Origin of the sequence: Pedobacter aquatilis (assembly GCF_032678425.1) — a bacterium.
In the GTDB taxonomy this organism is placed as follows: Bacteria; Bacteroidota; Bacteroidia; order Sphingobacteriales; family Sphingobacteriaceae; genus Pedobacter; species Pedobacter aquatilis_B.
Window position 1 is genome coordinate 278,368 of sequence record NZ_JAVTSG010000005.1, and the last position, 20,207, is coordinate 298,574.

Annotated in this window: 16 protein-coding genes; 8 read left to right on the forward strand and 8 right to left on the reverse strand. The window is 41.1% G+C overall.

Annotated features, from left to right (window positions below; translation table 11 throughout):
• Position 1 precedes the first annotated feature (1 nt).
• Positions 2 to 469 carry an RES family NAD+ phosphorylase gene (locus R2Q16_RS16315; protein WP_316738488.1) on the reverse strand — a complete coding sequence of 156 codons (468 nt, stop codon included), beginning with the start codon at positions 467 to 469 and terminating at the stop codon, positions 2 to 4.
• Positions 469 to 921, reverse strand: coding sequence for an MbcA/ParS/Xre antitoxin family protein (locus R2Q16_RS16320; protein ID WP_316738489.1), 453 nt, complete (start codon positions 919 to 921; stop codon positions 469 to 471). Before R2Q16_RS16320 ends, R2Q16_RS16315 begins: the two co-directional genes overlap by 1 nt.
• A 251-nt stretch (positions 922 to 1,172) precedes the next feature.
• Here R2Q16_RS16320 and R2Q16_RS16325 point away from each other — a divergent pair, with 251 nt between their 5' ends.
• The 5 genes from R2Q16_RS16325 to R2Q16_RS16345 all read left to right on the forward strand — a co-directional run bounded on the left by R2Q16_RS16325 (position 1,173) and on the right by R2Q16_RS16345 (position 8,961).
• Positions 1,173 to 1,907, forward strand: a complete 735-nt coding sequence (locus R2Q16_RS16325; RefSeq protein WP_316738490.1) for an Error-prone repair protein ImuA — start codon at positions 1,173 to 1,175, stop codon at positions 1,905 to 1,907.
• A gap of 2 nt (positions 1,908 to 1,909) precedes the next feature.
• Positions 1,910 to 3,418, forward strand: coding sequence for a DNA polymerase Y family protein (locus R2Q16_RS16330; protein WP_316738491.1), 1,509 nt, complete (start codon positions 1,910 to 1,912; stop codon positions 3,416 to 3,418).
• Between the two features lie 17 nt (positions 3,419 to 3,435).
• A complete protein-coding gene (locus tag R2Q16_RS16335; protein WP_316738492.1) occupies positions 3,436 to 6,681 on the forward strand; it encodes an error-prone DNA polymerase in 3,246 nt (1,081 codons plus the stop codon).
• A gap of 235 nt (positions 6,682 to 6,916) precedes the next feature.
• Entirely contained in the window at positions 6,917 to 8,656 is a 1,740-nt protein-coding gene (locus tag R2Q16_RS16340) for a phage baseplate assembly protein V (RefSeq protein ID WP_316738494.1), read from the forward strand.
• A gap of 5 nt (positions 8,657 to 8,661) precedes the next feature.
• On the forward strand, positions 8,662 to 8,961 hold the full coding sequence (locus R2Q16_RS16345; protein WP_316738495.1) for a PAAR domain-containing protein: 300 nt from the start codon (positions 8,662 to 8,664) through the stop codon (positions 8,959 to 8,961).
• Positions 8,962 to 9,071: 110 nt separating this feature from the next.
• On the opposite strand, the gene R2Q16_RS16350 is transcribed toward R2Q16_RS16345, so the two are convergent.
• On the reverse strand, positions 9,072 to 9,413 hold the full coding sequence (locus tag R2Q16_RS16350; protein WP_316738497.1) for a helix-turn-helix domain-containing protein: 342 nt from the start codon (positions 9,411 to 9,413) through the stop codon (positions 9,072 to 9,074).
• A gap of 331 nt (positions 9,414 to 9,744) precedes the next feature.
• Positions 9,745 to 10,953 carry a site-specific integrase gene (locus tag R2Q16_RS16355; RefSeq protein ID WP_316738498.1) on the reverse strand — a complete coding sequence of 403 codons (1,209 nt, stop codon included), beginning with the start codon at positions 10,951 to 10,953 and terminating at the stop codon, positions 9,745 to 9,747.
• Between the two features lie 112 nt (positions 10,954 to 11,065).
• On the opposite strand from R2Q16_RS16355, the gene R2Q16_RS16360 reads away from it, so the two are divergent.
• Positions 11,066 to 12,277 (forward strand): hypothetical protein, encoded by a 1,212-nt coding sequence (locus tag R2Q16_RS16360; RefSeq protein WP_316738499.1) that lies wholly within the window; start codon positions 11,066 to 11,068, stop codon positions 12,275 to 12,277.
• A gap of 335 nt (positions 12,278 to 12,612) precedes the next feature.
• On the opposite strand, the gene R2Q16_RS16365 is transcribed toward R2Q16_RS16360, so the two are convergent.
• From R2Q16_RS16365 to R2Q16_RS16380, 4 genes are all read right to left on the reverse strand, one after another.
• Positions 12,613 to 13,908, reverse strand: coding sequence for a hypothetical protein (locus R2Q16_RS16365; RefSeq protein ID WP_316738500.1), 1,296 nt, complete (start codon positions 13,906 to 13,908; stop codon positions 12,613 to 12,615).
• Between the two features lie 583 nt (positions 13,909 to 14,491).
• Positions 14,492 to 16,090 carry a membrane dipeptidase gene (locus R2Q16_RS16370; RefSeq protein ID WP_316738501.1) on the reverse strand — a complete coding sequence of 533 codons (1,599 nt, stop codon included), beginning with the start codon at positions 16,088 to 16,090 and terminating at the stop codon, positions 14,492 to 14,494.
• A 308-nt stretch (positions 16,091 to 16,398) separates the two neighbouring features.
• Positions 16,399 to 17,148: a hypothetical protein gene (locus tag R2Q16_RS16375; protein ID WP_316738502.1), complete on the reverse strand. Its 750-nt coding sequence runs from the start codon at positions 17,146 to 17,148 to the stop codon at positions 16,399 to 16,401.
• Positions 17,138 to 18,082, reverse strand: a complete 945-nt coding sequence (locus tag R2Q16_RS16380) for a polymorphic toxin type 23 domain-containing protein (protein ID WP_316738503.1) — start codon at positions 18,080 to 18,082, stop codon at positions 17,138 to 17,140. Before R2Q16_RS16380 ends, R2Q16_RS16375 begins: the two co-directional genes overlap by 11 nt.
• 673 nt (positions 18,083 to 18,755) lie before the next feature.
• Here R2Q16_RS16380 and R2Q16_RS16385 point away from each other — a divergent pair.
• Complete coding sequence (locus tag R2Q16_RS16385) at positions 18,756 to 19,259, forward strand: Pvc16 family protein (RefSeq protein ID WP_316738504.1); 504 nt, start codon at positions 18,756 to 18,758, stop codon at positions 19,257 to 19,259.
• 33 nt (positions 19,260 to 19,292) lie between these two features.
• Positions 19,293 to 20,192 (forward strand): hypothetical protein, encoded by a 900-nt coding sequence (locus R2Q16_RS16390; protein WP_316738505.1) that lies wholly within the window; start codon positions 19,293 to 19,295, stop codon positions 20,190 to 20,192.
• The last annotated feature ends 15 nt before the right edge of the window (positions 20,193 to 20,207 follow it).

Genomic DNA, 20,207 nt, shown 5'->3' on the forward strand with positions numbered 1-20,207 from the left:
CTTAGGCCTTGCCAAACCTAGTATCAACTTTAATTTCAGTGATGAGTACTACCTGAACCAGTTCATGATAGCCTGCAAATAGCGGATCCAATAAGATATTGCTCTCCAGTGGGTTTAATGCAGATCTCACTTTCAGGCCTAAATAATTATGTGCTTTAAAAAAATCATCCCCCAGACTTTTGCTATTCAAATTATCGAGATCCTTCCAGTCTTCAGGGTAGCCTAATTGCGGAAGCGTAAATATTTTACCATTAGAATCGTCAATTTCAATTTCCATAATATAAAGCTGCTCTGGAAGCTCCTCATTATCAAAATGTACTACATTTTCCAGAAGCGCAAGTGAAGAAGTTTCAGAAGTATATAACACATAACTACCCTTATCATTCCATCTTCCCCCAGCTCGAAATGCACCATTACCACTTAAATCCCTCGTTCGCGCTAAATTTTTGACAATCCTATAAACCCGCATTAGCTATACACACCTTCTTCAATTCTATAAAGTACATCCTCAACCATCCCAATGCCAGTTGGAGTGGATAACAATGCCAATGGAGGATTCCCATGAAGCGCTTTATTTGGCTTAGATAACCAGCGTTCAACTTTTTCCTTATGATCAAAGACTTGATAGGTATGCTCGAGTACTTTAGCAACTTCAATAATTATTGAAGATGATCGTTTGTCAAGTTTGTCTTCAGATTTTTTTCGCTCTAATGTTTTAATCGAAAGATTTAATACATCCTCTACAAAGTTCTTTTTAGTCATCCCGGAGAATGAAATCACAGATTCAGCTGTAGCTTTACTGACCCCAGCGATGGATAGTAAAACCAAATCATAATAAGATTTGAAATTATCTTGATTCAGCTGATTTCCACCGAGAATATCATGTAAATCTGGATAATTCTTATGAGATGTAAATTTCATTTTACGACATTTTTATCAAATATAACAAAAAATGTCGTATAATGTTGTGTAGAACTAATTATGTTATATAAACTTTTTTCATAAAGTTTATAGATAATAGATTCTTATTCATTTAGATATTAATTGAGCTTTCCCTTTAATCCACAAAATAGCTCATGTTTTCCACAACATTTTATTTACTAACAAAATTAGCTTTATTTTGTTAATCTTATTATTCGCTAAAAATAATAGTAATTAATGTATAAAGAATCATGGAAGGTAAGCAGGAAGTTATTGGGCGTCTGCGTCAGGATTTGCTGGCTATGCAGGGCTACAAGCCTTCGCAAGCCGCAAAAATAGAGCGCATTGGGATGGGAGAGCTTGAAGAGGCTTTTCCTAGTGGCGCCTTTCCAAGAAGGGCAATACATGAATTCGTTTGTCACTCTGTTGAAGAGATAGCGGCAACAGATGGTTTTATCGGAGGTCTACTTTCTGCCTTGATGATAGATGGCAAGGCTTGCGTCTGGGTATCAACGCAGCGACGACTTTTTCCGGCCTCGCTGGCAGCCTTTGGGGTAGAGGCGGATCGGATTATTTTTATTGATGTAAGCTCAGAGCGGGAAGCGTTGTGGGTGATGGAAGAGGCCTTGGCTTGCGAAGGATTGGCGGCTGTTGTGGCCGAAGTGGATGCCTTATCACTTATTGATTCCAGGCGCCTACAGCTTGCGGTAGAGAAAAACGGCATACCTGGCTTTGTTATCCGTAAAGACATCAGGCGAATGGCCAGTACCGTGTCGACTGCACGTTGGCGCATTTCGCCAATTCCCTCTGCTGATGAAAGTGCCCTTCCGGGTCTTGGTTTTCCTCGCTGGCAAGTGGAATTGCTGAAGGTACGTAGCGGGAAGCCGGGAATATTTTTTCTCGAATGGGCGGGTGATATTTTTTCGCAGCTTGCTAAACCTGAGAGTGCTCAGCCCATTTATTTACCTTTTGAAAATATTGGTTAATCATGGGCCACCGCTTTGTATCGATATGGTTTTATCATTTGCTCTCTGACTGGCAAGTTATCCGCAGGCCAGAGCTTAATGCGACGCCTTTTGTTTTCGTATTGCCCGTGCATGGCCGAATGATCGTTACGGCAGTAAGCACTTTGGCAGCAAAAGCAGGCATAAAGGTTGGCATGCCGGCAGCAGATGCCAGGGCAATTTGCCCAGGTCTTGAAGTATTGGACGATAAGCCTGGACGTGCAGAGAAGTTGCTTCGAGGACTCGGACGATGGTGCATCCGCTATTCGCCGATTGTATCTATCGACAGCTTTTCGATGGATGGTTTGATGCTTGATGTTAGCGGATGTACGCACCTCTGGGAAGGTGAACGAAATTATTTGATAGACATAAATTTCCGCTTAAAAAGTAAAGGTTATTCGCTAAGATGCGCTATTGCAGATAGCCCTGGAGCAGCTTGGGCGGTTTCCAGATACGGAACACGTAGCCAAATCGTGCCATCCGGGACGATGGTTAATGTGCTGGGCGAATTAAGTCCTATTGCATTAAGGCTGGAAAATACGACGCTCATAAAATTAGAGAAGCTCGGTTTTTATAAAATCAAAAGTTTTTTAAATATGCAAAGGTCAGTGCTCAGGCGACGTTTCGGTGAAGCTTTTTTGCTCCGCCTTGCCCAGGCGCTGGGTAATGTTGAAGAGCAGCTAGTGCCTTTACAATTGCCCGTAGATTTCAGAGAAAGACTGGCCTGCATGGAACCTATCCGGACCCGTGTAGGTATTGAGCAAGCGATTGAAAAGTTACTTTTAGTTTTATGTAAACGCCTGGCAGCAGAGGGTAAAGGGGTGCGCTTTGTCACTTTGAATGCATATAGGGTTGATGGAAAACTTTTGCAGGTATCTGTTGGAACCAGTAGCGCTTCGAATGATGTAGCGCATTTATTCAAGTTATTTGCGTTAAAGATTGACAGTATTCGGCCAGGACTTGGGATTGAGCTTTTTGAGCTAGAGGCGGTTAAGGTGGATAGTGTTGCGCTTCCGCAGGAATCGCTATGGGCACTAAATTCAGGAATAAATCATAAAAGCGTCTTGCAGTTAATTGATAGGGTAACGGGGAAAATTGGGCCTGGGGTGGTGCACCGTTATGTACCGGTATCCCGCTACTGGCCAGAGCGAAGTATAGCTTTAACACATTCGATTGCTGAGGAAAAAGTGTTGGACTGGAATCTTGATAAGCCACGGCCAACACATCTGCTGGCTGAGCCTGAGGCTGTGAAGGTGATGGCATTGGTACCGGATCATCCACCTAGGTTTTTTATTCATAATGGCGAGCAGCACCGGGTAATTCGGGCAGATGGACCGGAGCGGATTGAGCGGGAATGGTGGCTAGATGCCGGGGAACATAGAGATTATTATCGGGTGGAGGATGAAAAGGGTGGTAGGTTCTGGATTTACCGCTCTGGACACTACGGCCAGTCTTCGGGTTTTCAGTGGTTTATACACGGTTATTTTGCTTAAAAGGATTGAGATTTGATATGGAATTTAAATATACTGAGTTACAGATAACCTCTAATTTTAGCTTTCTGCGTGGGGCTTCACATGCGCATGAGCTGGTAAAAACAGCAGCTGAATTGGGTTATGATAAAATAGCAGTAACCGATCGCAATACGCTGGCCGGAATAGTCCGTGCTCATGCAGCTTGTAAAGAACATGGTTTGGGGTTCATTCCCGCTTGCCGCCTGGATTTATTGGATGGGCCAAGTTTACTTGCATTTCCCAGAGACCGGGAAGCTTATGGACAACTTTCTGCTTTATTAACATTAGGGAATATGCGAGCGGAGAAAGGCGAATGCCATTTGTCTAGGTCTGATGTGTTTGCACATCGTCAGGGCATGATTTTCATTCTGGTTATGCCTGATGTCCTAAATAGGCGCTTTGAGTATGAGCCTTCATTTATTTCCGCTGTGGAGGATTATGCTGCTAAGCTGCCCGGGCAGCTCTATCTGTCCGCTTCGAGGACTTATAGTGGCTATGATGAAAAATTGCTTTTCCGTACCCAGCAGTTATGTGATAGGTTTAATGTAAAAATGGTGGCTACAGGTAATGTATATTACCATACTGCGGAACGTCGGGAACTGCAGGATGTGCTAACCTGCGTGCGGGAAAAGTGCACTATTACGGATGCCGGGTTTCGCCTTCATGCAAATGCAGAAAGATATTTAAAGCCGGTGGAAGAGATACACCGGCTGTTCAAGAAATATCCGCAGGCATTATCCTCAGTTCTTGAAATTTCTAAAGCCTGCCAGTTTTCTCTGGATGAATTGCGCTATGAATATCCTATTGAAATTAATAAAAGTGGACGAGCTCCATTAGAAGAGCTAGAATACCTAACATGGAAAGGCGCCCGAGCATTTTATGGGGAAGAGGTACCGGAAAAGGTAGTGAATATGATTCACCATGAGATGGATTTTGTACGCCGCATGGATTATGCGAACTATTTTTTATTTGTAGAGGATATTGTTAGCGAAGCTAGAAGAAGAGGCATTTTGTGTCAGGGAAGAGGTTCTGCCGCGAATTCAGCCGTCTGCTTTTGTTTAGGGATTACTTCAGTAAATCCAATGAAGTTTGATTTGCTTTTTGAGCGCTTTATTTCTTCTGCCCGCAATGAGCCGCCAGATATAGATGTAGACTTTGAGCACGAAAGGCGGGAGGAAATCATCCAGTATATTTATCAAAAGTATGGCCGTGACCGGGCAGCTATTGTAGCTACGGTGACCCAGCTTCATCAAAAGGGGGCTATCCGGGATGTAGGCAAGGCAATGGGAATATCTTTAGATACCATAAATAAATTATCCGGCTCTCTTTGGGAATTTACGGATGAATGGTTTGAAGGGGCAAGGGTAACAGAATCAGGCCTTAATCCCGCCGACCCTCATTTAAAAAAGGTGCTCTCCTTAACATCGCAGATGATGGGCTTTCCACGCCAGCTTGGCCAGCACACTGGGGGATTTGTGGTGACTAATGGAAAGCTTACAGATCTTTGCCCAATACTGAATGCAAGGATGGCGGATAGAACCAATATTGAGTGGAATAAGGATGATATTGATGCGCTGGGTTTTTTAAAGGTAGATGTCTTGGCTCTAGGCATGCTGACCTGTATACGAAAAGCTTTTGATTTATGCCGGGACCATTATGGCAAGGATTTAACGTTAGCAAATATTCCGCAGGATGATGAGCAGGTTTATGCAATGATTCAGCTGGCGGATACCCTTGGCGTATTCCAGATTGAAAGCCGTGCGCAGATGCAGATGCTGCCAAGACTGAAACCTAAAAACTTTTATGATTTGGTGATTGAAGTGGCTATTGTTCGTCCGGGTCCAATACAGGGGGATATGGTGCATCCATATTTACGCAGAAGAAATGGGGAGGAGGATGTGAGTTACCCTTCCAAAGAACTTGAAGAAATCCTAGGACGAACGCTTGGTGTGCCGCTATTCCAAGAGCAGGCCATGAAGATTGCCATCGTAGCTGCTGGGTTTACACCAGCCGAGGCAGATGGACTGCGCCGTAGTATGGCGACTTTTAAGTTTAAAGGGATGGTAAATCAGTGGGAAGAAAAGCTTATCAATGGCATGGTGGCAAAAGGCTACACGGTAGAATTTGCGAAAAGGATTTTTCGCCAGTTGGAAGGTTTTGGTAGCTATGGTTTTCCTGAAAGCCATGCCGCTAGTTTCGCGCTCTTAGTCTATGTGTCCTGCTGGCTAAAACATTATTATCCTGATGCGTTTGCGGCTGCTTTGCTCAATAGTATGCCGATGGGATTTTATCAGCCCGCCCAGATTGTGATTGATGCTAAAAAACATGGGGTAAAAGTACTCGAAGTAGATGTAAACTTTTCTAAATGGGATAACCTTTTGGAAGCAAAAAATGGCAACTATTATGCTATCCGGCTTGGATTTAGGCAGGTGAAAGGTATTAGAGAAGATGATGTGGAGGCTTTGACTAGCGGGCGGAATGCTGGATATAAAGGCATCACAGCTATACGCGATGCAGGGGTTTCGCTTGCTGCCTTGCAGCTCATGGCAGATGCAGATGCTTTCCGCTCGATAGGACTCGACAGGAGAAAAGCACTATGGGAGGTTACTGCGCTTGCAGATATGCCGGTAGAAATTTTCAAAGGGCAGGTCTCAGAAAGCCAGCTGGAAACTCAGGTGGAGCTTCCCTTTATGAGCAAAGGTGAACATGTGGTGCAGGATTACCAGACAACAGGATTATCACTAAAGGCGCATCCCGTAAGTTTTGTGCGTGCCCAGCTCGATATGCTTAACATTAAAAGTGCAAAACATATTAATGAGGTGGCTAACGCCGGGCAATTGGTTAAAGTGGCGGGACTGGTATTGGTTCGGCAACGTCCGGGAACCGCGGGAGGGGTTTGTTTTATCACTATAGAAGATGAAACGGGTTATTCCAATCTTGTGGTCTTTGAAAAACTTTTTGAAACTTACCGCAAGGAGATTTTGCACTCACGGCTTCTTATGGTAGAAGGTCGGCTGCAGCGGGAAGGCCGCGTAGTGCATGTGATTGTGAGTAAATGTGTTGATTTGACGAAAATGCTAGGTAAATTGGTTCAGCGGGAATTAGATGAGTTGCCAGTGATGACCTTGTCACGTGCGGACGAAACGTCTGCGCCATATCCAGCCCAGGATAAACGTTCTCAGGTTCGTGAGGAAATAGATAAGGCTTCCAAAGGAGCTTTTCATAGTGGAAGGAATTTCAGGTGATAAATTTTTAACATTGGCGACTTTATTTCATCAAAGAAATACAATGTTGACAGCTATCCGAATTAAAGTTTAGTTATTCTTGCGGACTGGACCCCGTAAGCTAGGCCGAGAAAACCAGATAAAGGCTATTGCATTGCAAGGTTATCCCAAGTGGGTGATGCAAAGGAAATCAAACTCAGTTTTTCGTTCTGCATAAATTCTGCGATATTGTAGCTGAAAACATAAAAGGTCAACGATGGCAACAGCATTCTTAAACATTAGTATTGATGGCGCAGCGATTCCTGTAGATTTTAATCTCTTATCAGTGGGTGTTCAGCATGAGCTGAATAAAATTTCTGAAGCGCAGCTGTTATTCTTAGCGGACGCTGCAAGAGATCCTTTTGCGATTAGTGACAGCGGGATTTTTAAAGTTGGAAGCTTGGTAGAAGTTCGGTGCGGATATTCTACAGCACAGGCTGACCTTATCTTTTCGGGCATTGTTACCGCACAGTCAATGGACATGGGTCGTGGCAATGGCGTTCAGTTTAAAATAATCTGCAAGCATAAGGCAGTACTGATGAGCCTGCCGCATAAATCACGCGTGTTTTCTGATGTGAAAGATTCTGAAATCTGGGCGACACTAATCTCAGCTGCAGGTCTTGAGGCAAAGGTTTCACCGAGCTCGTTATTGCATGAAAGTTTGGTTCAGCATGATTGTTCGGATTGGGACTTTATCGTCCAGCGGGCACAGCGGCTGGGCTTTGATGTCATTTGCGAGGCGGATGGCGGCCTTCGCATAACGCCAGCTGACTTAAATATTTCTGAGCGACTAAGTTTATCTTATGGTGAGACAATACTTGATTTCAAAGCGCATTATGATGCCTCTGGGCAGCTACCTGGATTATCCGTTTCGGGCTGGGATAGTAGCAATCAGGAGGAGTTTAGTGAGGCGGCTGCAGAGCCGGTGCTCAGTGGATTTGCTGGGCCGAACCAAGAAAATTTAAACAACATTTTTTCTGAAAACGGGAATGCCTTCAGTGCTGCGATTAGCGAAGTGCAGGATGCCGCGCAGAGGGCGGATAGTGAGTTACTGCGGATGCGGCTTTGCGCTTTAAGGGGCGAAGTTCAGTTTTACGGGGAGGCCTCACTGCTCCCTGGTGATCTCATTGCGCTTCGAGGACTGGGCTCTCTATATAGCGGTAAGGCTTTTGTATCGGGTGTTTATCAGGAGTTTGGTGGAGGTGATTGGATTACAACTGCCCGCTTTGGCTTGGAGCAGGCAAAGTCTGCGGAGACTGAGCTACAAAACAGATTGTCCGAAGCTACCAATTTGCAAGCTTCCTCGGTGCAGACATTGCGTATCGCAAAGGTGCTGGAAGTTTCTAGCGATCCGGATGGAGCCTTCCGGATTCAAGTGCAACTGCCAGGCCTAGGCTTGGAGATGCTTTGGGCTAGGGTTTCAGGATTTTATGCTAGTCGAGGTTCGGGTGCATTTTTTATGCCGGAGGTGGATGATGAGGTACTTGTTGGTTTTTTGGGTGAAGATTTTGCTTCACCTGTGGTCCTGGGTTCGCTTTACAGTGCTGCTCATCCGGCGCCTGTAAGCCAGAATAAACATAATGATATCAAATTGATTTCTACTCGTTCTGGCCTTGCCTTAAGTTTTAACGACGCGCAAAAAGTTATTTCGCTCTCTACGCCTGGGGGTGCAAAGGTTGAGATGAATGATGAGAAGGCTATCCTTAAATTTGCCGATCAAAATGGAAATCAGTTTATCTTGGGACGAGAGGGTATTTCCATCACAAGTACCAAGGGAATTAGCCTCTCTGCTGCGCAAGGGATTACTGCGATAAGCGAGCAAGGAAAGATTAGCCTAAAAGCTTTACATATTGAAAATGCTGCTCAAGTGAGCTTTAGTGCCGATTCGGGAATGGAAACTAAACTTAGTGCTGCTGCACAGCTGAGTATTCAGGGTGCTATTGTTAAAATTAATTAATCGTTATGGGTAAGCCTGCTGCAAGAATAAATGATATGCATCTTTGTCCGAAGGTTGAGGGAATTCCAGTTATTCCGCATGTTGGTGGACCCGTTATCGGGCCCGGTGTTCCAACAGTGCTCATTGGTGGGGTGGCGGCTGCAACGGTGGGGGATATGGCGCTTTGTATGGGGCCACCGGATGAAATTGTCGAGGGTTCCGCAACAGTTTTTATTGGCGGAAAGCCTGCAGCTAGGATGGGTGATGCAACGTCGCATGGAGGCAATATTGCGCTGGGTTGTATGACGGTGCTCATTGGGGATTAGACAGTCATTCTGACTGGGTGTTTTTTTGATTTGTGTTTTTGCTAATTCCCTTTAAATACGATTTATTTACCTGGTGAATTTATATCTTTCCTGGATAACGTCCCGCCCAATTAAAAATAACGATGTTTGTTTCTTGATTTATCTGCTTTGAGCTCAGCAATAAGCTCGCTTGCAGTTTTTCTTCTTGAACCCTCTACCCAGGCGATGAGTTCAGACTTGCTGAAATATAACCTTTTGCCTGGTTTACATACAGGTATTTCCATTCTGTTAACCTTGGCATATAATGACTGAACGGTAACTTTGAGAAAATCTGCTGCTTCTTTTACATTCAGAAGCTCATCTTCCCTTTGCTGCGCAGGGCTCATTGCCAATAGAAGTTCTTCAATGCGTTCAACTTTTTCAAACAGTTGACGCAGGACTTCAGGCATTTTTTCAAAACTAAATGGTTCCATAATAAATTTTTAAAGGAAAATGTGATCATAAGTATCAAAGCTTGCAAGCCCAAATGAAGTACTATTCGCGGCTATTCCTTGATTAAATATTGTCGCATGAAAATTAGATATTAACAATTTGAAACCTATTCGGCTCATTTACTTTAAGTTAAATAACCTGATTGCAAGCTATCATACGAAATATTGTTTCGTTGGTATCCTGTCGAATCGAATGCTTGGTTGCAAGCCTAAGGGGATTTAAGGTGATGATATGGTGTGCATCTATGTACATTGTTGAAGCTGATTTGATAATTGGTTATTTCAGGCTGTAAATTTGAAATAGAGGCCCAGCTTAAATCGGTTTATGAAAAAGCTGCTCCATATCTTCGCTAATCTTACTATCGAGAACCTTTGCATAAATTTCAGTCGTTTTTACCGTGCTATGCCCGAGCATTTTACAAACGGTCTCAATCGGAACGCCATTGTTCAAAGTTACGGTAGTTGCAAAAGTGTGGCGGGAGATGTGAAAAGTTAATGACTTGTGGATATTACAAATGCCAGCGATTTCTTTGAGGTAAATATTCATTTTCTGATTACTGATGACAGGGAAAGCATACTGATAAATTGAATCCATCTGCTTACTTTCATACGCCATTAAAATATCAAGGGCTATGGGAAGAATAGGGATCTTAGAAACCACACCGGTTTTACTTCTTACAATACTTATCCAGCGTCTACCATCTACGCCGGTAATTAAATTTTCAGTTTTTAAATTTTTTAAATCAATGTAGGATAGGCCCGTATAACAGCAGAAGATAAACACATCCCTAACCAGGCTCAATGTTTTGCTATCAAAGGATTTACCAATCAATAGTTTCATTTCCTCAAGGGTCAATGCAGTACGATGAACAGCCTTATTGCTAAGTTTGTAATTTATAAATGGATCTATCTGCATCCAGCCATTGCCAAGGCAGATTCTTACTATCTTCCCCAAATTCTTGAGGTATTTATTAGTCGTATTCTTATTGCATTTTTTTTCTGTTCTAAGGAAATAATCAAAGTCGCTCAGAAAACCATAGCCTATTCTGTTAAGGCTAATGTCCTTCGATTTATAGTTCTTGAGCAGAAAAGCTTGGATATGCGATAAGGTCGTCTGGTATCTGGAGAGCGTACCTTTGACATATTCGGTTTCGAGCAAGGTTTCCATTCTCAGGTTATGTTCCTTGAAAACTGAAATCAAAGTGGGCTTGCTCCTCTTTCTGCCAAGCACTTCGTCTTTAAACTCATGCGGAAGCAGATTTTTCTTCAGTCGCAAACATTTCTTATAAACCTGCTGGATTTTGGATTCGAGATCTTCCAAGATTTTATTACAAGATTGGGTGTGCTTGGTTGTACCAATAATTCGTTTCGTAGGCCTGTCCCATTCGTTCTTAGGGCATTGGCAGCCAGTGGATATTTCTTCCCGTATACCATCTAATGTTATTCTGCAGTAAATCGTTACCAGGTTAAAATCTTTCTTGGTACGCTTAGGAAAAAATAAAATACTTAAATTTTGATTCATGTAATTGCTTAATGACGCTAAGTTGTGTATCATTTGTAAAAAATGAAAAATAGAATTCCTCTCCATAGAATTAATTACTTACCTTTCAGGGTCTTAATTGCTTACGCTCAATATGTTGAAATCTAGGCCCCAGTTTGCTTTTGTCTTATTAATTTTTGGGATTTTTGTTTTCATTTTAATTTTCACCCTGTTTTTTCAGCATCGAAATGGTAGCTTTTCTTTTACTGAGCTAGCCTCGATTTCTGATGTTATCCAAGGTACACTAGGCGTTGCAGTTTCTTTCGCAGGTGCGCTAGTAGCCATTAAGCTTGCTCGGATTTCCACACTTTTGATTGAAAAAGAAAAAGCGCGGGAAGATAATAAGTCTTATAATGAGATTATATCTGCAGCGTTAACGCCATTTAGAACATTATCAAATACCATCACAGAGTTATATTTAAATAGCGCTGATTTTGATCATGTGTTTTCTGATGTCCTTAGATATCCAAGCGAGTCAGAAAGCCAGAAACCTATTTCAAATTTAGATTTGGTCGAGATCAGTAGATTATTGGATAACCATTTACGTGATATGATAAGTGCTCTTGAAAATATACAAAAGGATACATTCTCATATGCCTTATGGTTGATGCGGAGTAATTACAATGCTAAAGCAGGTAAATTTATCGAGCGCGGAGGTTCATCCGGTTTTAACGTATCAGATACGGGGGAAATGGGTCACGCGAACGTGAGCTTTCTAGCAGATGATATCACCCATACTTTGAGTAATCTAAAACTGCTTCAGAAAAATTTTAGACAGGCGGGAGTAAATGATGAAGATATCCAATTGGTGAAGAAAATGTTAGAACGCCAGATTAGTCTTACTAGAAAGGAAAGGGAGGGAAGAGGTGAGTTTGGTATAGGTATCAATCTATACGACAGAGGTATTGCATTTTATGGAATGACATATTTGCTCTCATTGCACTTCGATAATCTTTACAAGGTGCCAAAAGATGTGTTTCAAAGCAGGTATTTGGGGTTGTTAACAGATTTTTACAGAGTTTTTCCTGATAAAGAGGGGCTCGAAGGATTCTCAAAAATCGTATTTTCTTCTGGCGCTGAGGTTTCGGCTAATAACCCACAACTAAATGCCTTCGAATTGCTAAGAGATGCATATTGGTTTCCATTCCTGCTTCATCTAGCTTTAAATAGAGATTTATACTTTAGACAGCTGGATGCGGAAAACTTAGAAGATAAGCCATTCAGGTTACAGATTATTAAGTGGAATAGGAGTCGATTGAATATTTATTATCTTCCGGAATATCTATACAGAAAGTATGATATGTAAAATGTCAGCATCAAATGTTAAGCTAATTTAACCCAAGAATAGCTGTGTATCTCGCTTATTGGATCACGATGGTTGCATTTAAACCGTATAGATTTTATATCTAATACAGAAACAGTTTCATATGCAAATGTTTATAATTTGACTTTTAAACTTATTATGTATTAGTATGCATATAGTTATCAATTGTGATTTTCATGAGTTTGCTGCAAGGTTGGAGCTAATCGATTGTAAAAAAGATTAAAAATATCCCTTCATTTGACGAAATTGATAGACTACCCTTGAAAGGATTCAAGGATTTTTTCGTATTTCAAAGCATTGCTTTGCCCATATTGAAGCTATCTGGAGATTATAAAGTTTGCCAGATAAGCGATACAAATGATTCCCGTTATGTACTGAGCTATGATCAATAGCAATATCCATTTATTCCGGATTTCAAGTTCCTTGAGGTCAAGTTTAACACCCCAGAATATATAGGCGGTGAATAATATCATACCCATGGAATGCTTCATTTTTTTTCGCATATTTTGATTACTGTATTGCAAATTGGTGCGATCATAAAACATAGTGAAACGATCCGGCCAATAAACTTCCCGTATTTTGTGAGAGAGAATCACGTTTACGATTGCAAACATGGTAAAGAGCAATAGACTAATGTAAAATACCCGGCCTTTATCATAACCGTAATCCCACCAAATCCAGCTGATGTAATCTAGAAGCCAATGTCCGTCATGGAGGTATTTTTCAGATTGGTAAGCCTTGTCATAACGAGCTGCATCATCACTATATCCTTTATCCCTGCAAAGCTTGACCATTTGCTGAAGGACAGCAATTTTATCATCATAACTCGCATCTTGAAATGTGTAAACCCAGACATCCCCGAGGTTGAATTTCAATTTACTCATGTCTACTTCCCGAACAGCTAATACAGTCCTTCCTGCACCCTTTCTTGGTGCTGATAAATCTAGGAAAGATTTAACCCCGCTAAAATCGATACCTTGCAATAAAATAGTATCTGGTAGATCTGAAGTGAATTTTAGGCTGTCAATTCTGCTATTTATGATCTCAAGTTTGGTTTTGATGAAATCCATGCTTGGAAAGCCTAAATTTAAAGTCTTTATGTTACTGCTGTGAATCCAAGTTTTGATCCCGATGTAGTTCGTTATTGTATCTGCTGATACCCGCTCAATTGAAAAATTGTTGATGGGAGATCCCGTCATTGCCCGCATGTAATTTATTGATTTAAAATTGCCATACTTAATATCTAAATTATCCATATACGCCGAAATATGTAGATCTATAGGTTTCGGCCTCTGATTGGTTATGATGTAGCTCGACTTTTCTCCGCCCCAAACAGTGAGTGAAACCTTATCACTCTTGTAATTGATTTTATGATCTCTATTAGGCCCTATAGAACCTTGTATTGACCCCCCGTTATAAGTCGAGGTTGGCATACGATATAACGGTGAAATGGTCTTTTCTCCTATCCAGTAACTGCATGTGCTGTCGGCCTGAATCATGATTTTATGGATACCTGCCCGAATACTATCCCGGATTTCTGGCTTCTGGGCTTTGATGTTTAGTCCATTTAGTTGGAGGACTCCTAAAATTATATACGCGCAATTTTTATACATTGTTTAAATGTTTTTTAATGTTACTTACTTGTTATAAGTGACTTACTGGTCTAAAGTATTAAAAATTCTAAAATAAGCTAACATGAAATTTGACTGAAACATAATGTCCCAAATGGAGATTCAGTTGGTGTATTAATCTAACTAACCTGGCAACATAAGTGCTCGTTCTGTAACCAATAATCAAGTACTACTATGTGAATACATTTGTGTATGTATACGAAACTGTATACCCAAGTTTTTCTGAAAGCTTGTATATTTTATGCCAGGTAGCAAGGGGCATCGGTTTCTTTAGAATCAGCAAAAAGATTCTAGATAAGGCTAACAGCCCTCTCGCTGTTGCTACTAGCATAATATGTTTGATCTATAAAGAGCTAGTCCTCATTGCGCTTTAAATGCTGAAATTATCAACATAAGAGTTTGGATTCGCATGGGGTAATCAGTGCGAGGAAAAAACCATTTCATTGGATTAATATAGCGTTCTTGAAAATTAACCACATTGTTTTTTACTACTCAGAAACTTTTCCACATCGCTTACCATTAGGTCTACCATAAAAAAAATGATTACCAAATTCAGTGCTGGGCTTTACTTGCAGTAAGTGTTTATAAAATCTCTCGCATTGGCAAACATAATTTTATTTATAATTTCTTCAGGACTTAGGTCGAGCGGGTATTCAAAAGACTTAGCGGCTTCTATTGTTTTTAGTTCAGCTATCAAGCTTTGAGCAAACTGAGGCAGCTCTGCCGCATTCCTGCAACAATCAACCGCCTCAACGAGCCCGTCGAAGTCTGACCCAATACAGATATTATTCCATGGTGCTGCCAGTCCTTCATCTTTAGTAAATTTATAAATGCCCAGGATATGGTTCAAGACTAGATATAGGTGGCGCTTGTAATGCTGGCGATCCTCTGGAATAGCAGATGCGATATTCGCTATTGCCATTTCCTCAAGTTCTTGCGTAGCTTCATTTACTTCTTCATTTTCCTGTCCCTCTTCATCTGTGGCATCAATAGTCGTATTCCCGTTTTTAATATTATTATTTATTAGCTTTTGAGTCAGGCTTTCAATCTGCGCTTCGGAGTTGCTACTCGAGAGTAATTTGAATTCTTCCAGGCTAAAAAACTCCTTAATCTCATTATTAAAGGGGATTTGCCCGCCAAGAATCCTGACATCAAGCGAGATGCCTATAAGTCCTTTGCTATTTAGTATTTCCCTTAGATCTTCAAAATATAGATTAATGCTCAATGGGTAATATTGTGTATTGGCTAGGCAGCCTTTAATGGCGCTTGTTGTTGCCTTAAAGCCATAACTCTTTTCTTTATTAAAAGGATAGTAATCCCTAAAAAATTTCCAGTATTTCCCGGTCATCCCAACATGGCTGGCAATAATTGGTTTATCCGGGTGATATTTTTTTCGGTACTGGTAAAAAATTTGTCTTGATACCAGGCTCATGTGTTTGACATCAATCAGTATATCTTTCCGGTAAGCATGGTCTATCAACTCCTTTCCGTACTGGGTAATGCCAATTCCTTTTGGGAGTAGCCTTCCTTTGCTTAGTATTTTGTTTCCATAGCAATGGGTAATAAATTGGTTTGGAGTGAGGTGGGTTGGGGTTATGTAAAGTGTTTTGTAATTTTCATTGTCCAAAAAGTTTGTTAAGTTCTGCTTGACGGCCTGTATATCTTTAACCTTATTTTTCTGGTCGTAGAGGCTATGTCCACCTTCTATATTGAAAATAACTTGAAGGGTATTCGGGCTGTTGTTATCGATTTTTTCGCCTCTTTTTAAAAATCTTATGTTTTTAGGAATCGGTTTTCCATACTGGTCTAGGGGTAAGTTGGTCAGGTTTTTTAGTTCCTCATAAAACACCTGCTGATAAAGGCATTCTTGAGATATCATTTGGTCTAATCTTTTTCTGCTTAATAATCTGGGGAAACCAAGTAGGGAGGCGAGGCTTATTATCACCTGGTCTATCATGCCCACTTCCGGTGGATGAAGCGTGATACATACCAGGCTAAAGCCATTGGTCTGAGTAAGCATCTTTAAAGATGATTGTGATTCTAGTATATTTCCGATGATGCCATCGTGAGGTTCTAGGTTTTCCCAAGGGCTTTTTTGAGTGCCGTTTTGAGGCTGAAATAAGGTTTTTAGGCCCGGATGGCAGTGTAAGTCGAAGTATTGCATAGAGGTTTAATTTAGGGTTGGCTTTGAATTATTTATTTACTGTCGGGCTTATTCATAACACTTATCTGTGTTGGTAGCTACTTTGCACTCTTCACAGGTGTCGAAGCGCATTCCTGAAACTTCCGTCCAGCCACCACCAGGCACCCGCTCGCATACAACAAAGCCATTTGGCCTTTGGAAACATTTGCGTTCGGGTCCAGGTGCAGCTACAGCCGCCGCCGCCCCGCTTACGTTTTTCCTCCTGCCCATTCTCTTTTGAGCCCTTAGCCTTGCTCTTGATCGCTTAAATTTTCCCATTGGATTTATTTTTAAGGTATGCTGATTTGATTTCTTTTTGTGTATTTCAAAGAGCCGGCGCTACCCATTACTTTGTCTACAGGTATTTCAATTACTTTGCTGCCACTGAGTTCATTCTTATCACCGAAGGTTACTTTTGTGATGGTCAGCTCGTCCGATGGATTGCTCCAGGATGGGCTTTCTTTTAAAATGAAGCGCAGGTGGGTGTTTTTGTCCCCTTTGAAAGTGTATTGATTTGTGGCAGCATCAAATTTTAGTTTTAATATCCTGGTTGCATTTAAATAGTCTGCTTTCCCATTTGTGATTAGCTTACCATAATAGATTTTCCCAAAACCAGTGGCTCCGTCCTCTCCAGATTCGGATTGCACGGTGAATAAAATGAAAGATGCAGAGGGCTCGTTTGGCGTTTTAGCAAGCAAGATATAACAGTTGTAAAGATGTTTCTGCCCACCATCGTAGCTAGCAAATTCGCGCTGTCTATTTTCATTGAGTACCGCCCAGTCTAAAAAGTTGTCTTGCTCTAACCAGCCCTCGATAAATTTGGTTTTGTAAATATGAACAGTTTTCTGCTCCAGACTACTGGAAGCTACCTGACTGGCTTTTTCCCTCGCAGATTTATTATTGTCTTGAGTAGCGAAGGTTTCAGATAGGATTTTCGGTGTTAGGTGTGTATTGAAATCAAAAGGATAGTATTTCGTTTTGCATGAGCTAAAAGCTAGACAAAAGCCGATCAGCGAAATCAGTGTATATTTATTGTACATATTTGATCTGATTAAATGATCCCCCTATAAATACTTTGTTTTGGTCATTGTTGGGATGCATGGGCATTTTCCCGAGGATATGAATGAGATCTTGAAAAGAATAAATAACCCCTTTTCCATATCTAAGGGATCCCATTACGCCGGCATCGATACTGAAATTTCGGTTTAAGCCTATTCTCAAGTGATATTGCGCGCTATTGTAATTCGAATGGATATTTGCTCGGTCAATGATCGTTTCATCTCTTGAATAAGGCGGTAAGTTTATACCTAGGATATCCGAGAGTTCATATAAAAATGGCTGGTAGCCGGTAAACTGGTCGAATCCGAGTTCTGCATAATTAAATGATCGCCTGGAATGCAGATAGAAAGCACCACCTCCCGTCCACCATCTATCAAATCCATCGCCACCAGCAAATAATTTTATCGGGATAGCACCGTCGTTATAGTAGTTAAAGCTCACGCCTGGGCCAGATAGCGTTAATGCCCCCACGGTTTGATTTCGCTTATGGTTATTAAAAATAACGTGCGTCGAAAGCAAAGCAAAATAATTGTTTTTCAATTGTATATTGTAAAAGGCGGAGTTGTGAAGCGTCCGAATGAACTTTGGATAACTAAGGTTATTGCCCCCAATCCCAGCTGAGAAAGAGTTGGTGAAATCGATCTCCAGTTTATCAATCAATGGATTGAGGTTCGTTCCAATGGTCTTTTTGTAAAAGGAAATATTCCCACCATAGTTGGCAATGAATCGTTCTCTGTAGACCGCGCTTACCGCGAATCCACCGTAAAGATTAATACCTGGAAAGAATTGTTTTGATCCAAAGGTGGGATATATGTTTACCCCGAAAGATATATAGGGTGTATACGTCCAATCTTCTTGGCATTTACTCGTATAAAAGACCAAGCATAAGCTTAGGCTAAGCAAAAATTTTTTCATCTTTTCGATGGAGGATATCTGATCTTCGCTGTTTTGTAGCTTGATGTATTGAGAGTAGCGCTTTCGTTAATAAGATATATATCTTCCTGTTTGGTTATAACTAATCTAATGCTAATCAATTCAAAATGAAATACTTAATTTTAAGTATTTTGTTCTTTAGTTTGAGCGAAAAGAGTTTTGGTTTTCAAGTTATCTAGTCCAGTTAGCCTTAAAGCCAAAGCGGTAGATAAATGATGGACGACCTAGCTTTCAGATTGTATAGAAAACATTCCTTACTCATCAGATAAAGCGCTTGCTGCCGGCTGTTTTTTAAGAGGTCAATAAGAGGAAATAAGCTTTCAATCCACGACGCCTAGCCCATCCTTCATTCCCTCAAGGAAAATGTTCAACCTTTTTCAAACCCTAGATGCAAAAGAATATGGTGACAAGAGGGGGCGGGGTCCGCAAGCCGCAATCGTGGAGAAGCCCATACACTATTAAATTTATTTTACGTATAGGAAACGTTGTTTGCAGTTAGAGGGCTTAGTGATAACTTTGTGCTTCACTGAGTCTTAAACCCATTTTTTTCATCGTATTTGATAGAAAAGACTCAAGTAACCACCACTCTACATAGTTTCTCACAAAAAAATACCCATAGCCAAATAAAACACCATAAAAAATCTTAACTTACTTTATGATACATGCAATGCTTTCCCAGCTCTGTTTGGCTTCGAATAATTTCTTAAAAGATAAGTTAAACAGGACAGAAGACTTAACAATTGTTGCCCCATTAGAAAATCTCGATGGATCTGCCATAGCGCTTGGCTCTAATAAAATCGTACTCACTCTAATCGATATACACGATATCAGCGCCCAGATGCGTAACCGGGATTTAGTCGAGAGAGGTGATAGGGTTAAACGTAAGACGTATTTCGAATATACAGTCTTGGTTTCAGCCATGTCTAATGCCAATGCATATCTTGAATCCCTAGAGATCTTAGACCTGCTTATAGATTATTATGGATCCAATCCAAGATTTAAAATCACAGGCCCGCCAGACGGAGTAGATGAGATGCAAAGTTTTCTCATGGTACCAAAAACGCTATCAATGGATGAGCTAAATGGGTTATGGTCACGCCTGGGCGTAAACTATTTACCGAGCCTAGTGTATTCAATACAGATACTTCCGAATGATTAAGCAAATTATTATAAAGCCAATTTTAAAAACGCCATGCCAGTTAACGAACTCGAAGAACATCCCTATTTAAATTATCATCAGCAGTTCCCTTATCCTTCCGGACATTACAAGGGATTGATAGTGGGGTCTTTCCCAATATATGCAGTAACGAATACCATAAACCAGAATGTAGCAGTCCCTGAACAGAGATTCGGTCAGGAGGCAAGTATGCGCTTTTTTTACGGAAGTCTAATGAGCCAGTTCTGGAAATACACTGGGCAGGCGATCGCAGGCTTAGATCCAAGAAAAGAAAACGGAGCGTATTTGCCGCCAAATATCGCAGTTGAGCGCTGCGCACAGATGCTTTATGATAATAATTTTCTTATAAGTGACGCGCTGAGTAGGACAAACAGAATCCTTACTAGCTCGGAAGACAAACATCTAATGGTTCAAAGCGAAGACGATTGGGTAAATGAGAATATAATGCTCAATCACCAAATCCCCGCATTGCTGAGTGAAAACGAAGGGATCTCGGCAATATATTTCACCTCAACAATGATTAATGCTAAAAGTCCTTATGGCTGGTTTGCCCAAATCTTCGGACAAAATTTGCAGATTGTAGCGGAGCATTTAGCATTTGGTCGCGTATGGCATAGAACGGCAAATATTACACTGGAAAATGGCAAAAGTCGGGTATTCGATTTATTCTTTTTACCAACACCAAAAACTAGAGGGATTTATTGGAATGCACAGCGCTTGCCAATGTTTGAGGCCTATGTACAGACATATCATGAGGATTTTTACCAAGAAATTCACAATGTTGAAGTTATAGATCATACCCCCTTACAGAAAACCAGGTTGAGCAATCTTCGGGAAGAATTTCTTATTGCATGCTATCGACAAGCACTTATCCATTCAAATAGAGCTTTCATAGGGAATAACCTCATAATATAATCAAGGATAGTTATA

What these genes read in the sequence shown, in the direction of transcription:
- R2Q16_RS16340 (WP_316738494.1), top strand. Translation starts at nt 6,917, where the DNA reads ATGGCAACAGCATTCTTAAACATTAGTATTGATGGCGCAGCGATTCCT.
- R2Q16_RS16370 (WP_316738501.1), bottom strand. Translation starts at nt 16,090, where the DNA reads ATGCAATACTTCGACTTACACTGCCATCCGGGCCTAAAAACCTTATTT.
- R2Q16_RS16320 (WP_316738489.1), bottom strand. Translation starts at nt 921, where the DNA reads ATGAAATTTACATCTCATAAGAATTATCCAGATTTACATGATATTCTC.
- R2Q16_RS16365 (WP_316738500.1), bottom strand. Translation starts at nt 13,908, where the DNA reads ATGTATAAAAATTGCGCGTATATAATTTTAGGAGTCCTCCAACTAAAT.
- R2Q16_RS16345 (WP_316738495.1), top strand. Translation starts at nt 8,662, where the DNA reads ATGGGTAAGCCTGCTGCAAGAATAAATGATATGCATCTTTGTCCGAAG.
- R2Q16_RS16380 (WP_316738503.1), bottom strand. Translation starts at nt 18,082, where the DNA reads ATGAAAAAATTTTTGCTTAGCCTAAGCTTATGCTTGGTCTTTTATACG.
- R2Q16_RS16385 (WP_316738504.1), top strand. Translation starts at nt 18,756, where the DNA reads ATGATACATGCAATGCTTTCCCAGCTCTGTTTGGCTTCGAATAATTTC.
- R2Q16_RS16390 (WP_316738505.1), top strand. Translation starts at nt 19,293, where the DNA reads ATGCCAGTTAACGAACTCGAAGAACATCCCTATTTAAATTATCATCAG.
- R2Q16_RS16350 (WP_316738497.1), bottom strand. Translation starts at nt 9,413, where the DNA reads ATGGAACCATTTAGTTTTGAAAAAATGCCTGAAGTCCTGCGTCAACTG.
- R2Q16_RS16375 (WP_316738502.1), bottom strand. Translation starts at nt 17,148, where the DNA reads ATGTACAATAAATATACACTGATTTCGCTGATCGGCTTTTGTCTAGCT.
- R2Q16_RS16325 (WP_316738490.1), top strand. Translation starts at nt 1,173, where the DNA reads ATGGAAGGTAAGCAGGAAGTTATTGGGCGTCTGCGTCAGGATTTGCTG.
- R2Q16_RS16335 (WP_316738492.1), top strand. Translation starts at nt 3,436, where the DNA reads ATGGAATTTAAATATACTGAGTTACAGATAACCTCTAATTTTAGCTTT.
- R2Q16_RS16315 (WP_316738488.1), bottom strand. Translation starts at nt 469, where the DNA reads ATGCGGGTTTATAGGATTGTCAAAAATTTAGCGCGAACGAGGGATTTA.
- R2Q16_RS16360 (WP_316738499.1), top strand. Translation starts at nt 11,066, where the DNA reads ATGTTGAAATCTAGGCCCCAGTTTGCTTTTGTCTTATTAATTTTTGGG.
- R2Q16_RS16330 (WP_316738491.1), top strand. Translation starts at nt 1,910, where the DNA reads ATGGGCCACCGCTTTGTATCGATATGGTTTTATCATTTGCTCTCTGAC.
- R2Q16_RS16355 (WP_316738498.1), bottom strand. Translation starts at nt 10,953, where the DNA reads ATGAATCAAAATTTAAGTATTTTATTTTTTCCTAAGCGTACCAAGAAA.